This window comes from Pigmentiphaga aceris, from assembly GCF_008119665.1.
In the GTDB taxonomy this organism is placed as follows: Bacteria; Pseudomonadota; Gammaproteobacteria; order Burkholderiales; family Burkholderiaceae_B; genus Pigmentiphaga; species Pigmentiphaga aceris.
This window is the reverse complement of record NZ_CP043046.1, coordinates 2,259,808-2,275,482: the sequence shown is the minus strand read 5'-3', so window position 1 is coordinate 2,275,482 and position 15,675 is coordinate 2,259,808. Positions and strand designations below refer to the sequence as shown.

Sequence of the window (15,675 nt, the reverse complement as noted above, 5' to 3'; positions counted from 1 at the left end):
CAACAAGGGCTAACGCAAGCACAGACTTGCGCAGCCCTTGCCGGATACTGGCGCTTCCCCTTTCGGAGGCGTCACCATGCAAACCGGCAACGTATTGGGTACCTTCGGCCTGATGGCCATGGCAGCTTTCATGGCCATCAGTGTCGCCGCCCCGAAAACCCAGCAAGCCGTCGTCGACGGTTGCGTGACCGGCACCAACACTGCCTACCGACGCGCACTGGAAGCCGCCCCCGCCCACGAACTGACCCGCGCCACGCTGGACATGAACCACGCGCAACGCACGGCCACCAGCGCCTGCCAATGTGTAGCCGGCAGGATCATGCGCGAGGAAGGCCGCGTGCGAATGGTATTGATGGACTACGGTTTATTGGGTGCACGCGATATTGCATCGTTCGACGACGATGCATTCAGGCTGACCATGGGGATGTGCAGCAACCATGCAGACCGATTGCTGGTGACGGGCATACTCAACTGAGTTTTACTTCAGCTGCTATTTGTCGCTGGCGCGTCGCTTGCTTTGAGCGGGATGATCACATTTCGCACCGACCCAGGACACGCCATGAAAACACTCGATTTGTCTGCCCAGGATCTGGACCCCGAAGCGCTCAAGACGCAGGTCGATCTGTTGCGCACTGCTGCGGCCAAGGAAGGCTTGGAGCCGCTTGAACGCTTGCTGGTAAGCGCAAAGACGCTGGAAGCACTGCAGAATGCCGGCAAACATGAACCAACTTTCATGGGGTTTTCGATTCAGGCGCGATAGTGCGATTGCTGAAGTTCTGGACTGCTTGGAAGCAAGTCATCATCGGCTACGCGCGCGTATCAGCCACGCTGCGCGGATCGCCCGCCATCGGTCATTTCTCACGTCATACAATCCACGCTTGGAAGGTGAGCGCGGCCCACGTATCGCGGGTGGGTTGTCTTGATCGGAAGGATTTGCCGACACGGGCTGGCCCCGCTGGTAATCCTTCGATTATCCAAGCTGGCCATGTGCCGGCCATTTCAGGCCCATACAACAAATGCAGTCACACCCAGGCACCATGCGCCGTGCACCCATTATCGTGGCGCATGTCGTCGCAACCCTTGTCTTTGCGGTATTTGCAAACGCTGCTGGCGCGCAAGAAACGAGTGGTCCGTTCGGTCTGAGGCAAGGCATGACAAAGGCCGAGATTGAAAAGCTGGTGAAGCTCGAACGCATTAGGGATTCGCTCAGTTATTCGACCGACACCCTTCCCGTCCCACACTCTGCGTTCTCCCGTTACCTTCTCAAAATTTCAGCCACACACGGCCTCTGCTCCGTCATAGCTATCGGCCACGAAAAGAGGACAGATTCGTTCGGCGAATCGCTGCACCAGGATTTTACGAAGCTGAAAGACGCGTTAACCGCAAGATATGGCAAACCGGAAATGCACATCGACGGGGTGCGGCGTGGCAGCATCTGGAAGAATCCCGAGGACTTCATGATGGGCCTGCTTAACGAGGAACGCATGCTGGACACACTCTGGGAATCTTCGAAAACCAAACCCTTGCCCGCTTCGCTGTACAGCGTGAGACTTTCGGCCGCAGCAAAAAGCCCCGTAGTTGCACAAATCGGGCTTGGGTACCACTTCATGAATGTGCAGCAATGCAACGCTGAAGAGAAGGCGAAGGAAAATCGCGGCTTGTAAGTGAGCAGGCCCCTTCCGTTGCCGACACTGCCAGTGAATTCGACGCTCCGCCGAGGCTCACTATTTCTCAGGACTGGTAGCCATCTGATCTGACGCCAGAAACGAAAAAACGCGCCGAGGCGCGTTTTTTTATTCCTTGATCTACAAGGACAATTCTGGAGGCGAAAGCCGGAATCGAACCGACGTACACGGATTTGCAATCCGCTGCATAACCACTCTGCCATTCCGCCAGAAAGCAAGAAGGGAAGCTGATTTGTAGCTTCCCTTCGAATTTGGAGCGGGAAACGAGGCTCGAACTCGCGACCTCCACCTTGGCAAGGTGGCGCTCTACCAACTGAGCTATTCCCGCATTTGTCGTGACTGAATTTTATCAAATTCGCCGCAACTTTTGGTACGCAGTGGGCAACTGCCTTGCTACTTAACGCCCTTTTTCTTGCTCGCCTGCTGCGTGTTTCGCTGCAAGCGATGTCGACATTCTATCCGATTTTTCGCTCGTCGTTTTGATCTAGGTTGCTGTTTTTAATCACGTTTTTGAATTTCCCCAACAATTCCTTCTCAGGAACCCTGGCAAAACTCGCACTGCTTAAAACTGCTGCCTTGACCTTGCGCGGTGGTGTCTCCACTGCGCCGACACCGCGTTCGGTGTTTGTCGCTGCAAGACCAAAACTATAGCAAGTTGAAATCGTGCTGTCAAAAAGGCGCGCAGAAAATTTCTCTGCGCGCCTTCTAAGCCTTGCGAGGTCGCACGCTGGCGGCCCTCCCCTGCGCTTACTGCAGGGTTCGTTCGAACACGAAGTGTCCGTCGCGCCAGTCCACCGGGATGACGTCCTTTGGTCCGAAGGTGCCTTCCAGCAGCAGCTTGGACACTGGGTTTTCGATCTCCTGCTGGATGGCGCGCTTGAGCGGCCGCGCACCGAACACGGGGTCGAAACCGGCACGTGCAATCTGCGTGACGGCGGCGTCGGTCACTTCCAGGCGCATGTCCATCTGTTCGACCCGCGCAGCCAGGCGCTGCAACTGAATGCCGGCAATCGCTTCGATGTTCTTCACATCCAGCGCGTGGAACACCACCACTTCGTCGATACGGTTCAGGAATTCCGGGCGGAAGTGTTGTTTCACCTCTTCCCACACCACGTCCTTGATCGCGTCGTAGGGCTGGCCGGCCATGGTCTGGATGTGGCTGGAACCGAGGTTCGAGGTCATCACGATCACGGTGTTGCGGAAGTCCACAGTACGACCTTGGCCGTCGGTCAGACGACCATCGTCCAGCACTTGCAGCAGGACGTTGAAGACGTCCGGGTGTGCCTTTTCCACTTCGTCCAGCAAGATCACACTGTACGGGCGGCGGCGCACGGCTTCGGTCAGGTAGCCACCTTCTTCGTAGCCGACATATCCCGGTGGCGCGCCGATCAGGCGCGATACCGAGTGCTTCTCCATGAATTCGCTCATGTCGATGCGCACCATGCGGTCGTCGGCGTCGAACAGGAAGTTGGCCAGAGCCTTGGTCAGTTCGGTCTTGCCTACGCCGGTGGGGCCCAGGAACAGGAACGAACCGTAGGGGCGCTGGGGGTCACCCAGGCCTGCACGCGAACGGCGGATGGCGTCAGAAACCAGGCGCACGGCTTCGTCTTGCCCGACCACGCGCTTGTGCAGGTTTTCTTCCATTTTCAGCAGCTTGCCGCGTTCGCCTTGCAGCATTTTCGACACCGGAATACCGGTGGCGCGCGAAACGACTTCGGCAATTTCTTCGGTGCCGACACTGGTGCGCAGCAGGCGCGGACGTTCCGTTGCGGTCTTCTCGACGTTTTCCTTGCCGCTTTCAGCCGACTTCAGGCGTGCTTCCAGTTCGGGCAGCTTGCCGTATTGCAGCTCGGCCAATTTGTCGAATTGACCTTTGCGTTGCAGGTCGAGCATGTCGGCACGCACGCGTTCGATCTCTTCCTTGATCGACTGCGAGCCTTGCACCGCCGATTTTTCAGCCTTCCAGATTTCTTCGAAGTCGTTGTATTCGCGTTCCAGTTTGGCCAGTTCGTCTTCGATCAGCTGGAAGCGACGACGCGAGGCTTCGTCGGTTTCCTTGCGCACGGCTTCCCGTTCGATCTTCAGCTGGATGATGCGACGGTCGAGACGATCCATCACTTCCGGCTTGGAATCGATTTCCATGCGGATGCGCGCAGCGGCTTCGTCAATCAGGTCGATGGCCTTGTCGGGCAGGAAGCGATCGGTGATGTAGCGATGCGACAGCTCGGCCGCGGCCACAATCGCCGGGTCGGTGATGTCGACACCGTGGTGCAGTTCGTAGCGTTCACGCAGGCCACGCAGAATGGCGATGGTCGATTCCACCGAGGGTTCGTCCACCAGCACTTTCTGGAAGCGACGTTCGAGCGCGGCGTCTTTCTCGATGTACTTGCGGTATTCGTCCAGCGTGGTGGCACCGATGCAATGCAGTTCGCCACGCGCAAGCGCGGGCTTGAGCATGTTGCCGGCGTCCATCGCACCTTCGGCCTTGCCAGCACCCACCATGGTGTGCAACTCGTCAATGAAGACAATGCTGCGGCCAGCATCTTGCGACAGCTCTTTCAGGACAGCCTTCAGGCGCTCTTCGAATTCACCACGGAACTTGGCACCCGCCAGCAACGCAGCCATGTCGAGCGACAGCACACGTTTGCCTTTCAGGCTTTCCGGGACTTCGTCGTTGACGATGCGCTGGGCCAGGCCTTCCACGATGGCGGTCTTGCCGACACCAGGCTCACCGATCAGCACTGGGTTGTTCTTGGTACGACGCTGCAAGATCTGGATCGCACGACGGATTTCGTCGTCGCGGCCGATCACCGGGTCGAGTTTGCCCTGGCGTGCGCGCTCGGTCAGATCAAGCGTGTACTTCTTCAGCGACTCACGATTTGCGTCGCCCTCCTGGGAATCGACGTTACCGCCCCCACGTACGGCCTCGATGGCCGTTTCCAGGGCCTTGCGTTGCAGGCCGGCGTTGCGCAGTGCGGTGCCTGCCGGACCTTTGTCGTCGGCAAGCGCAAGCAGGAACAATTCGCCTGCAATGTAGGTGTCGCCACGCTGGGCAGCTTCTTTATCCGTTTTATTGAACAAAGACACGAGGTCGCGGCTGGGTTGGATGTTAGCCTCGCCGCCCTGCACTTGCGGCAGGCCCGCCATGGCCGACTCGACGGCAGCCTGAAGCTTGGGCACGGCCACGCCGGCGTGGGCCAGCAGGCTGGGCGCGCCGCTGTCAGCGTCGGCCAGCATGGCGGCCAGCACGTGGACGCCTTCCATATAGGGGTTGTCGCGGCGGGCGGCCAGGCTCTGGGCATCTCCCAGTGCCTGCTGGAACTTGGTAGTGAGACGGTCGAATCGCATGATTTCCCGGTGAGTAATGAGTCAGTAAGAAGGGGACCGCTATCGGTCCGATAGTCATGACATGCGGGCACCCTTTTGTCGTTTCAAGCGGTGACGCAAATGCGCAACATGCAGGACGGGCCTTCGGGCAATATCGGAAGGCAACGTGCGACGGCCGGCAGTGCCGATCGCAGTACAGGAGAACTTATGCTGGAGTTGGACACCCGCCAGGTGAAAATGGGGCAACGAGCCGCCGACAAGGCTGAAGCGCTGGCGTTGATGGGCGGATTCCTGCTTGAAGAGGGCCTTGTCGACAAGGGTTACCTGGCCGGCATGCAGGCGCGCGAGGCGCAGGGTTCCACTTATCTGGGCCAGGGGATTGCCATCCCCCACGGTACGCCTGATACCCGAGACGCGGTGAGGCAGACGGGCATTCGACTGTTGCAGTTCCCGGAAGGGGTGGATTGGGGCAATGGCCAACGGGTGTACCTGGCGGTTGGCATTGCAGCCAAGTCGGACGAACATCTGAGCCTGCTGCAGGCACTGACGCGGGTGCTGGGCGAAGATTCGCTGGAAGCTTCGCTGCGCGAGGCAAGCACCTCCGAGCACGTGTTGGCGATTCTTCAGCGCACGCCGCAGTCCATCGTGGTCGAGCCGCAGTTGATTGCATTGGCGCAGCCGGCTGAAGACCTGGACGATCTGATTGCCATTGCGGCGCGCCGCCTGCGACAGGCAGATTGCGCTGCCGAGGGGTTTGCAGGTGCACTGTATGACGCGGCTCCGCTGCCGCTGGGTGATGGTTTGTGGTGGGTGCATGGCCTGCGCCGCGTGAAGCGCCCTGGGCTGGCATTCGTGACGCCTGCGACCGTGCTGAGCCATGAAGGCCAGCCGGTGAAGGGTCTGTTCTGCCTGGCCACGGGTGGCGAGGGCCATGAGGCTTTGCTGGAACGTGTATGCGAGTTGCTTGCGGCCGGACACGGTGCCGCGCTTGCCGGTGGCATGACCGTGGCCCAGATCCTTGCTGCCCTGGGTGCAGAAGCAGCACCCGATTGGCCGAGCGCAACCGTGCCGCTAGCCAACGCGCACGGGCTGCATGCCCGCCCGGCACAAGTGCTGACGCAGATTGCCAAGCGTTTTGATGGCGATATTCGGGTGCGCATTGCAGGCAGCGACGCAGCCCCGGTGTCGGTGAAAAGCCTGAGCAAGTTGCTGAGCCTGGGTGCACGCCGCGCCCAGACGCTGGAATTCCTGGCCGAACCGCTGGTGGCACAAGAGGCCTTGCCCGCCCTGCTGGCTGCCGTGCAAAGCGGCCTGGGCGAGCCGGTGGAGCCATTGACCGAGCAAGACCTGGCGCGGGCCGATGCGGTGACCAGCGATCCGATCGAGGCCTTGGTGGACGACACCCCCAGCGCGATTGAAGCCGTGCCGCCGCCGCCCGCTGGCAGCACCTGGCACGCCGTCGCAGCCTCGCCTGGCATTGCGGTGGGACCGGCTTATCTGCACACGGTACGCAGCTTCACCTACGCCGACCACGGCGTGTCGCCAGAGGTCGAGCGTACGCGTCTGCGTGATGCCATCCATGCCTCACGCGCGGAACTGGGTTCGCTGATTCATCGCAGCCCGGTCAAAGCCATTCGCGAGATTTTTGTCACCCACCAGGAAATGCTGGAAGACCCGTCGCTGGTCGAAGACACAGACGCCCGCCTGGCACAAGGTGCCAGCGCCGAGGCTGGCTGGATGGCAACCATCAACGAGGCTGCCAGCACCCAGGAAGCCCTGGAAGACGCGCTGCTTGCGGAGCGCGCCGCCGACCTGCGCGACGTGGGACGACGTGTGCTGGCTCGCCTGTGCGGGGCTGAAGACGCGATTGAACCCGACAACGCCTACATTCTGGTGACGGACGAAGTCGGGCCGTCAGATGTGGCGAAGCTGGACACCGCACGGGTCGCCGGCATTCTGACGGCACGCGGCGGGGCCACCTCGCACAGTGCAATCGTGGCGCGCGCCCTTGGTATTCCGGCGCTCGTCGGTGCGGGTGCGGGGGTGCTGTCACTGGCAGCCGGTACGCCCTTGCTGCTGGACGGCGACCGGGGCATGTTGCGCGTTGCGCCAGACGCGGCCACCCTGGCCCGCGCGCAGGAAGAACGCGCGGCGCGGGTGGCTCGTCAGCAGGCGGCGGATGCCCGTTGCATGGAACCGGCCATTACGCTGGACGGCCACGCGGTAGAGGTGTTTGCAAACCAGGGCGACATCAAAGGCACCCCGGCTGCCATCGCCTACGGTGCTGAAGGCATTGGCTTGTTGCGCACCGAGTTCCTGTTCATGGCACACGCCAAGGCCCCCGATCTGGCCGCGCAGGAAGCCGATTACCGTCAGGTGATGGATGCACTGGAAGGCCGGCCGCTGGTGGTTCGCACGCTTGACGTGGGTGGCGACAAGCCCCTGCCCTACTGGCCGATCCCTGCGGAAGAAAATCCTTACCTGGGCTTGCGTGGCGTGCGATTGACGCTGCAACGCCCCGAGATCATGGAGACCCAGCTGCGTGCGCTGATGCGAGCTGCCGACTCACGGCCCTTGCGCATCATGTTCCCAATGGTGGGCAGCGTGACGGAATGGCGACAGGCACGTGACATGGCGCGTCGGGTGGCGCTGGATACACCAGTAAAAGACTTGCAGCTGGGCATCATGGTGGAAGTGCCTTCCGCTGCCCTGCTGGCCCCGGTGCTGGCGGCCGAGGTGGACTTCTTCAGCGTCGGCACCAACGACCTGACGCAATACACATTGGCCATCGACCGAGGCCACCCGGTGCTGTCGGCGCAGGCCGATGGCTTGCACCCAGCAGTATTGAAGCTGATCGACATGACCGTGAAGGCTGCGCATGCCCACGGTAAATGGGTGGGCGTGTGCGGTGAGCTGGCCGCAGACCCGCATGCGGTGCCGATTCTGGTGGGACTGGATGTTGACGAGCTGAGCGTATCGGCGCGCAGTGTGCCGCTGGTGAAGGCCCGTGTGCGCGAGCTGGATATGACCAAGACCCGGGCACTTGCCCAGCAGGCACTGGACATGGCCGGGCCTGGCGACGTGCGTGCACTGGTGGAGGCATTCGACTGATGGCGCGCATTCTGACAATCACGCTCAACCCCGCATTTGACGTGACCATTCGCCTGCCGGTGATGGAGCCGGGCGAGGTCAACCGGTCGAGCGCCGTGAGCACGCATCCGGCTGGCAAGGGCATCAACGTGGCACGTGTGCTGGCTGACTTGGGCCACACGGTAACGGTGTCGGGCTTCCTGGGACAGGACAACGCCGGGCCGTTCGAAGCCTTGTTCGCTGAATACCGGATGACCGATGCGTTTGTCCGCGTGCCCGGCGAGACCCGCAGCAATATCAAGATCGCCGAGGACAGCGGCCGTGTCACCGACGTGAACGGTCCCGGCCCGCAGATCGACGAGACCATGCAGGCGGCACTGCGCAAGCAATTGCAGGCCATTGCCCCGGGCCACGATGCCGTGGTGATCGCGGGCAGCCTGCCGCGTGGTGTGGAACCCGTCTGGCTGGCTGCATTGATTACGGAACTTGGTCAGCTGGGCCTGCGGGTTGCAGTCGATACCAGCGGCGCGGCCTTGCAAGCGGCGCTGCGGGCCAAGCCTTGGTTGGTCAAGCCTAACGCCGAGGAACTGGCGCATGCACTGGGCCAGCCCGCGGAAGATGAAAGCAGCCTGCACACGCTGGCTGCGCAACTGCGCGCACTGGGCATTCAGCACGTGGTGGCGTCGCAAGGGGCGCAAGGCGTGTGCTGGTTTGGCGATGGCTTGGCGCTCAGCGCCAAGCCACCTCGTGTGACAGTGCTGAGCACCGTGGGCGCAGGCGATTCGCTGCTGGCCGGCATGGTGCACGGTCTGCTATCCGACATGCCCCCCGAACGCGCGCTGGCCCTGGCCACTGCAATTGCCGCCCATGCCGTCACCCAGGTGGGTGTCGGCGTGCGCGATGTTTCCAAGATTACTGAACTCGAACAGCAGGTGGAAGTACGGCCGCTGGCGCGCGATGCCCATGCGAGCCGCCCATGAGCTTCCCTGACACCCCGCCTGATCGCCAGTCCGAATCCCTCACGCAGAGGTCGTCCATGCACGTCGTCATCATCACATCTTGCCCAAACGGCAAGGTGACTTCCATTTTGAGCGCCCGCTTGCTCGCTGCCGCCGCCACGCGGCTTGGCTGGCGAGCAGATGTGGAAACCCACGGCTCGGGACAAGGCAACGGCCTGTTGTCGGATGCGCAGATTGCCGACGCCGATCTGGTCGTCGCCGTGCATACCGGCGCGTTGCCGTTGACCCGTTTCCAAGGCAAACGCGTACACCGTGCCACGCCGGCCGAAGCTCTTGCCGACCCTGCGGCGTTTTTGCAGAACGCCGACCGCGACGCAAAGGTGTGGCAGGAAGAGGCATCGGCAAGTACCGGAGCACCCGCAACACCAGCGGCCTCTGCTGTGGCACCCCGCATCGTGGCCGTGACCGCATGCCCCACGGGCGTTGCGCACACCTTCATGGCGGCCGAAGCCTTGCAGCACACTGCCGGGCAGATGGGCGTTGATATCTCGGTCGAGACGCAAGGCTCCGTGGGTGCCCGCAATGTATTGGATGCGGCCACCATTGCCGCCGCCGATATCGTGCTGCTGGCAACCGACATCGAAGTTGACCTGTCGCGCTTCAAAGGCAAGCGGGTGTTCCGCTGCGGCACCAGCGTGGCGCTCAAGCAGCCCAAGCAGACGATTGAACGCGCGCTGCTTGAAGCCAAGGTGCAGGAAAGCGCTGGCGCATCCAGCACGAGCAGCGCTGCGGCAAGCGGTGCCAGCAGCGAGAAACGCGGCGTCTACAAGCACTTGCTGACCGGCGTGTCCTTCATGCTGCCGATGGTGGTGGCAGGCGGCCTGCTGATTGCACTGTCCTTTGTGTTTGGTATCGAAGCCTTCAAGGAAGCCGGCACCCTGCCCGCCGCGCTGATGCAGATCGGCGGCGACACGGCTTTCAAGCTGATGGTGCCGATGCTGGCGGGTTACATCGCGTATTCCATCGCAGACCGTCCGGGTCTGGCACCGGGCATGATCGGTGGCATGCTGGCCAGCACCTTGGCCGCAGGTTTCCTGGGCGGCATTGCAGCCGGTTTCATTGCCGGTTATGCGACGCTTGCGATCACCCGCTGGGTGCGCCTGCCGACCAGCCTGGAAGCGCTCAAACCGATTTTGATCATCCCGCTGGTGGCCAGTCTGTTCACCGGTCTGGTGATGATCTACATCGTTGGCAAGCCGGTAGCCGCAGCGCTGGCTGGCCTGACAACTTTCCTGGACACCATGGGTACGTCGAACGCCGTGTTGTTGGGCCTGTTGCTGGGCGCAATGATGTGCGTGGACCTGGGTGGACCGATCAACAAGGCCGCCTATGCGTTCTCGGTAGGCCTGCTGGCGTCGCAGAGCTATTCCCCGATGGCTGCCGCGATGGCCGGTGGCATGGTGCCGCCGATCGGCATGGGCATCGCTACCCTGCTGGCGCGCCGCAAGTTCGCACAGAGCGAGCGTGATGCGGGCAAGGCGGCACTGGTCTTGGGCATGTGTTTCATCTCGGAAGCAGCGATTCCGTTTGCCGCCAAGGACCCGATGCGCGTGATCCCCGCCAGCCTGATCGGCGGCGGCCTGACGGGTGCCCTGAGCATGTTTTTCGGCTGCAAGCTTGTCGCACCGCACGGTGGCATGTTCGTGTTGCTGATTCCGGGCGCGATCACCCCTGCCTTGCTGTACCTGGCTGCAATCGCGGCAGGCAGCGTGGTCACGGGAGTGATCTATGCGGTGATCAAGAAAGATGCGGCGGCAGAAGTCAGCCCCGTTTCTGCACCCGCATAAGGACCTGGATCTGGATCTGGACCTGGACCTGGACCCAAACCTGGAACCGGGGCTGACACCCCAGCCCTGCTCCCCGGCGCACGACGAACTCTATATCGGGACAGCCCGTGAATATCGTCTTCATTCACCAAAACGCGCCGGGGCAGTGGCGGCATGTGGCGCGGCATCTTGCGGCAAGCGGGCTACACCGCGTCATTCTCATCGGCAAGCATCGGCGTGCCGAGATCCCTGGCGCGGAATTCCGGGTCTACACCGTGGACGCCAAGCACGAACGGGGTGATTCGGCACCATCGGCCGAGGCGTACGCAAACTTCGTCGCCCACGGCCTGGCGGTGGCTCGTGTCTTGCAACAGTTGAAGCAGGAAGGTTTCATACCCGATGTGATCGCCGCGCATCCGGCGTGGGGCGAATCGATGTTCGCCAAAGACGTGTTTCCCCACGTACCCTTGCTGCACCACTGCGAATACTTCTACCGCACGCACGGCGCAGACCACGGATTTCTGGAACCGGCATCGCTCGAAAGCAGCATGGCGATTCGTGCGCGCAACACGGGGCTGCATGTTGCGCTGGCGGCGATGGACTGGGGGGTGTCGCCCACCTTCTGGCAGAAGTCCTTGTACCCGGCCGAGGCGCAAGCCCGAATTTCCGTGGTGCACGAGGGCATCGATACCGACATGTTCAAGCCCGACTCGCAAGCGTGCTTCACCTTGCCGAACGGCATCGTGCTGACACCCGAGGACGAGGTGGTGACCTATGTGGCGCGCAACCTGGATACCTATCGCGGCACACCCACCGCACTGCGTGCAGCCGCGCGTCTGCAAGGTTTGCGGGCGTCGGCACGTGTGCTCATCATCGGCGGCGATGGCAAGGGTTACGGCAGCTTGCCCGACGACGGGCGAAGCTGGAAAGAGACGCTGCTGGAAGAAATCGATCTCGATCCGCTGCGCACGCACTTCCTCGGCAGGCTTGGCTACGACGACTATCTGAGGGCCTTGCAGGTGTCTTCTGCGCACATGTACCTGACCATTCCCTTCGTGCTGTCGTGGTCGATGACCGAAGCCATGAGCACCGGTTGCCTGGTCATCGGCAGTGATACGGCACCGGTGTGTGAACTGATTCGTCATGGCGAAAACGGGCTGCTGACGGACTTTTTCGATGCCAACGCACTGGCGGATACGCTGGCAGATGCCTTGAAAAATCGCGAGGCATTACGACCGCTACGGGCGGCGGCAAGGGCGACCATTGTGTCGGCTTACGACCAGCGACAATGCGTGCCGACCTTGTGCCGGCTGCTGGAAGACTTGGCAACGGGTGCACTGCCCCCGCGTGACACCGAGACGATATCGCTGGCGAGTACCTCATGACGATGCGCGGCAGCCACGAACCACATCCTGTGGTGGCGCAGGAAAATGGCGCGGCCAACCATCCACCAGGCGTGTCCGCGAGTCATGTGCAAGCGCCCCCACTACCCCACGACCTGAACGAGCTTGACCGGCAATTGCACGCGCTTGCTCGCGCGGACAAACACGCAGCGGCTTATGCCTTGGTGCAAAGTGTTTACGCGCGTCAGCCGGGCAACCTGAAGGTGGTGGCACGAGTGGCCCGCTATGCCGTTGCAGCCGGCATGCTGGCCGACGCAGAAGCAGCGGCGCGTCTCGTGCTGGATCAAGGTGCTGGCAATCCGTGGTGCTTCCGGGCACTGGCGATTTGTGCACGGCGGCGCGGCGATCTTGAACAGGCCTTGTCATGGATCGACCAAGGGCTGGCCATGCCCGGCACCTTCGCCGATTTGTACATGGAACGTGGCGAAATTCTGCGTGCGCAGCGCAGGCCTGCCGAGGCCGCGCTCGCCTTTGAGGCGGTCTTGAATCTGGCTCCTGGCAACAGGCAGGCTCAACAACACTTGGCGGTCTTGCTGCATGCGCAAGGCGATACGGCACGCTGCCAAGCCTTGACCAATGCCGCCATCGCGCGCTGCCCCGCCAACGAATCTGCCCTGCTGGAACTGAGCAAGCTGCTGCTGTCGGTAGGCCGCGCGGAAGACGCGCTGGCCGCCTGCGAGCGCGCTGCGGTAGCGGCACCGACCCACGCAAATGCCCACGTGAACCGAGGCGTAATCCTGCGTCGCCTGGGTCGTTTCGATGCATCGCTTGCGGCTTATGACCAGGCGATTGCGTTGGAACCAACGCGGGCGGCGGCGCATTACAACCGCGCCAACCTGCTGAAGTTCATGGGCCGACTGAATGAGGCGGTGCACGACTACGGCGAGACCATTGCACGCGAGCCGCAGAACGGCACTGCGCGCTGGAACCTGGCCCGCTCGCTGCTGACACAAGGCGACTTGATTGCGGGCTTTCGAGAATACGAATGGCGCTGGCGTCACACCGGCTTTCCGACCAAGGCACGGCGCTTTGACCAACCTGCATGGACAGGAGAGCCGCTGGCGGGAAAGACCTTGTTTGTTCATGCCGAGCAAGGCCAGGGCGATCAGGTTCTGTTTCTGCGTTTTCTGCCGCAGCTGCGGGCACTGGGTGCACGCGTCATTGTGGAAGTGCATAACGCCTTGCATGGCTTGATCGCGGCACAAGGCATGGCTGACGCAGTCGTGCGGCGCGGTGATGCGCTGCCTGCCTTTGATCTGCATATCCCCATCGGGTCACTGCCTTATCGGCTGGGCACACGTGCGGACAATCTGCCCGCCACGGCTTACCTACGCACGCCACGCGAGGTGATGCCAATTTTGCCAGCGCGTACTGACAAACGCCCGCGCGTGGGTTTGGTGTGGGCCGGCAACCCGGACTACGCCGGCGATGCGCAGCGCTCGATGCGGTTTGCACAAGTCCAGCCCCTGCTCGCCCAGCAGGATATTGCTTGGTATTCACTGCAGAAAGGAGCCGCCGAAGTGCAGTTGTGCGGTGACCTGTCCGCTTCCCTGGCTGGCGAAATGTCAGCTGCACAAGCTCCCATCGCCGCGCTTGGTTCAGCACTCGACGATTGGGCCGCCACGGCCTGCGTGCTCGACCAAATGGACTTGCTTATTACCACCTGCACCGGCATCGCCAACCTCGCTGGTGCAATGGGCAAACCTGCCTGGATCATGCTGGAATGGGATGCGGATTGGCGCTGGCTGGAACGCCTTAAGGACCGCAGCATCTGGTATCCGCACCTGCGACTGTTCCGCCAGCAGGCACCCGGCGACTGGGCGGGTGTTGTCCAGCAGGTAGACGCCGCGCTGCATGAGCATCGCTTCGATTGAGCTGCGGCTGACAAGCCATTAAGCCCACAGGGCAAGCAAAGGTGCATCGAAACACCAGGCACGCGGCTACAAAAAAGGGTGCCGAAGCACCCTTGATCATTCTTTGGCCTTCACTACTGCTGCATTGATCAGTAGTGCAGGCCGGTCAGCCGCGCAGTCTGTCCAGCGCGGCATCCAGGCGATCCACCGCCCATATTTCCAGCCCTTCGATCGGCGTGCGCGGCGCGTTTGCCTTGGGGATGAGCGCAATGCTGAAGCCCAGTTTGGCCGCCTCACGCAGACGTTCCTGGCCGCGCGGTGCCGGGCGGATTTCTCCCGCCAGGCCGACTTCACCAAACGCGATCAAGCCACGCGGCAAAGGCTTGTTGCGCAGGGACGAAACAATCGCCGCCAGCACCGCCAGGTCGGATGCCGGCTCGCTGATGCGAACGCCACCCACGGCGTTCACGAACACGTCTTGGTCGGCAGCCGACACGCCCGCATGACGATGCAGCACCGCCAGCAACATGGCCAGTCGATTGCCTTCCAGGCCAACCGACAAACGACGCGGATTCGGCATGTTGGCCGTATCCACCAAGGCCTGCACTTCAACCAGCAGCGGACGCGTGCCCTCTTGGGTGACCATCACGCAGGAACCCGGCACCTGCTCTTCGTGCTGCGACAGGAACAGTGCCGACGGGTTCGCCACGCCGCGCAAACCCCGGTCGGTCATGGCGAACACGCCCAACTCGTTGACGGCACCAAAACGGTTCTTGATGGCGCGCACCAAGCGGTAGGACGAATGCGTATCGCCTTCGAAATACAGCACGGTATCAACGATGTGTTCCAGCACACGGGGACCAGCCAGCGCGCCTTCCTTCGTCACGTGGCCGATCAGCACCATGGATGTGCCGGTTTGCTTGGCGATGCGGGTCAGTTGCGCCGCGCATTCACGTACTTGCGAGACGGAACCGGGGGCAGAAGTCAGTTGGTCGGAATAAATGGTCTGGATCGAGTCGATCACGGCCACTGAGGGCGCTTCTGCTGTCAGCGCCGCCTGGATGGCTTCCAGGCGAATTTCGGGCAGCAAGGCCACATCGCCGCTGTCCAGACCAAGGCGCGTGGCGCGCAAAGCCACCTGGTCTGCAGACTCTTCACCCGTGACATACAAAACCTTACGGCTGGCCGACAAGGCAGCCACGGCTTGCAGCAGCAGTGTCGACTTGCCAATGCCCGGATCGCCGCCGATCAGGATCACTGCACCGGCCACCATGCCGCCGCCCAGCACCCGATCGAACTCATCGATGCCGGTGGAGAAGCGCGGCTCTTCGCGGGCCGTGATTTCGGACAGCTTGCGGACCGGGGCACTGGCTGCCAGCGGTGCGTAACGATGCGCGGCACCCGCGCCCGATGCTTCTGCAATCCCTTCGACCAGGGTGTTCCAGGAACCGCAGTGCGGGCACTTGCCTTCCCATTTCGGGTTGGTGCCACCGCACTCGGTGCAGGTGTATACCGTTTTTGCCTTGGCCATG

10 protein-coding genes and 2 tRNA genes are annotated in these 15,675 nt (G+C 62.2%); 8 read left to right on the top strand and 4 right to left on the bottom strand.

Features of this window, described 5'->3' with window-relative positions:
* The first annotated feature begins 76 nt into the window (after positions 1-76).
* The 3 genes from FXN63_RS09670 to FXN63_RS09660 all read left to right on the top strand — a co-directional run bounded on the left by FXN63_RS09670 (position 77) and on the right by FXN63_RS09660 (position 1,664).
* Entirely contained in the window at positions 77-475 is a 399-nt protein-coding gene (locus FXN63_RS09670) for a hypothetical protein (protein ID WP_148814456.1), read from the top strand.
* A gap of 84 nt (positions 476-559) precedes the next feature.
* The gene (locus FXN63_RS09665) at positions 560-760 is read left to right on the top strand and encodes a hypothetical protein (protein WP_148814455.1); all 201 of its coding nucleotides are present in this window, start codon (positions 560-562) and stop codon (positions 758-760) included.
* A 277-nt stretch (positions 761-1,037) separates the two neighbouring features.
* The gene (locus tag FXN63_RS09660; protein WP_148814454.1) at positions 1,038-1,664 is read left to right on the top strand and encodes a hypothetical protein; all 627 of its coding nucleotides are present in this window, start codon (positions 1,038-1,040) and stop codon (positions 1,662-1,664) included.
* 156 nt (positions 1,665-1,820) lie between these two features.
* Here FXN63_RS09660 and FXN63_RS09655 read toward each other — a convergent pair.
* From FXN63_RS09655 to clpB, 3 genes are all read right to left on the bottom strand, one after another.
* Positions 1,821-1,894, bottom strand: a tRNA-Cys gene (locus FXN63_RS09655).
* Between the two features lie 43 nt (positions 1,895-1,937).
* Positions 1,938-2,013, bottom strand: a tRNA-Gly gene (locus FXN63_RS09650).
* Positions 2,014-2,432: 419 nt separating this feature from the next.
* Positions 2,433-5,033, bottom strand: coding sequence for an ATP-dependent chaperone ClpB (gene clpB / locus FXN63_RS09645; protein WP_148814453.1), 2,601 nt, complete (start codon positions 5,031-5,033; stop codon positions 2,433-2,435).
* A 186-nt stretch (positions 5,034-5,219) separates the two neighbouring features.
* On the opposite strand from clpB, the gene ptsP reads away from it, so the two are divergent.
* The 5 genes from ptsP (at position 5,220) to FXN63_RS09620 (ending at position 14,164) form a co-directional block, all read left to right on the top strand.
* Positions 5,220-8,123 carry a phosphoenolpyruvate--protein phosphotransferase gene (gene ptsP / locus FXN63_RS09640; RefSeq protein ID WP_148814452.1) on the top strand — a complete coding sequence of 968 codons (2,904 nt, stop codon included), beginning with the start codon at positions 5,220-5,222 and terminating at the stop codon, positions 8,121-8,123.
* The gene (gene pfkB / locus FXN63_RS09635; protein ID WP_148814451.1) at positions 8,123-9,082 is read left to right on the top strand and encodes a 1-phosphofructokinase; all 960 of its coding nucleotides are present in this window, start codon (positions 8,123-8,125) and stop codon (positions 9,080-9,082) included. The genes ptsP and pfkB overlap by 1 nt, the downstream gene beginning before the upstream one ends.
* Positions 9,083-9,138: 56 nt before the next feature.
* Positions 9,139-10,908, top strand: coding sequence for a PTS fructose-like transporter subunit IIB (locus FXN63_RS09630; RefSeq protein ID WP_148814450.1), 1,770 nt, complete (start codon positions 9,139-9,141; stop codon positions 10,906-10,908).
* Positions 10,909-11,015: 107 nt separating this feature from the next.
* Complete coding sequence (locus FXN63_RS09625) at positions 11,016-12,272, top strand: glycosyltransferase (RefSeq protein WP_148814449.1); 1,257 nt, start codon at positions 11,016-11,018, stop codon at positions 12,270-12,272.
* On the top strand, positions 12,269-14,164 hold the full coding sequence (locus FXN63_RS09620) for a tetratricopeptide repeat protein (RefSeq protein WP_148814448.1): 1,896 nt from the start codon (positions 12,269-12,271) through the stop codon (positions 14,162-14,164). The genes FXN63_RS09625 and FXN63_RS09620 overlap by 4 nt, the downstream gene beginning before the upstream one ends.
* A 145-nt stretch (positions 14,165-14,309) precedes the next feature.
* Here the strand turns inward: FXN63_RS09620 and radA are convergent, their stop codons facing one another.
* Complete coding sequence (gene radA, locus FXN63_RS09615) at positions 14,310-15,674, bottom strand: DNA repair protein RadA (RefSeq protein WP_148814447.1); 1,365 nt, start codon at positions 15,672-15,674, stop codon at positions 14,310-14,312.
* Position 15,675 lies beyond the last annotated feature (1 nt).

Bases quoted from the DNA above. Each gene is read 5' to 3' on its own strand.
- FXN63_RS09620 (WP_148814448.1), top strand. From the start codon at position 12,269: ATGACGATGCGCGGCAGCCACGAACCACATCCTGTGGTGGCGCAGGAA.
- ptsP (WP_148814452.1), top strand. From the start codon at position 5,220: ATGCTGGAGTTGGACACCCGCCAGGTGAAAATGGGGCAACGAGCCGCC.
- FXN63_RS09670 (WP_148814456.1), top strand. From the start codon at position 77: ATGCAAACCGGCAACGTATTGGGTACCTTCGGCCTGATGGCCATGGCA.
- FXN63_RS09665 (WP_148814455.1), top strand. From the start codon at position 560: ATGAAAACACTCGATTTGTCTGCCCAGGATCTGGACCCCGAAGCGCTC.
- FXN63_RS09630 (WP_148814450.1), top strand. From the start codon at position 9,139: ATGCACGTCGTCATCATCACATCTTGCCCAAACGGCAAGGTGACTTCC.
- pfkB (WP_148814451.1), top strand. From the start codon at position 8,123: ATGGCGCGCATTCTGACAATCACGCTCAACCCCGCATTTGACGTGACC.
- FXN63_RS09660 (WP_148814454.1), top strand. From the start codon at position 1,038: ATGCGCCGTGCACCCATTATCGTGGCGCATGTCGTCGCAACCCTTGTC.
- radA (WP_148814447.1), bottom strand. From the start codon at position 15,674: ATGGCCAAGGCAAAAACGGTATACACCTGCACCGAGTGCGGTGGCACC.
- clpB (WP_148814453.1), bottom strand. From the start codon at position 5,033: ATGCGATTCGACCGTCTCACTACCAAGTTCCAGCAGGCACTGGGAGAT.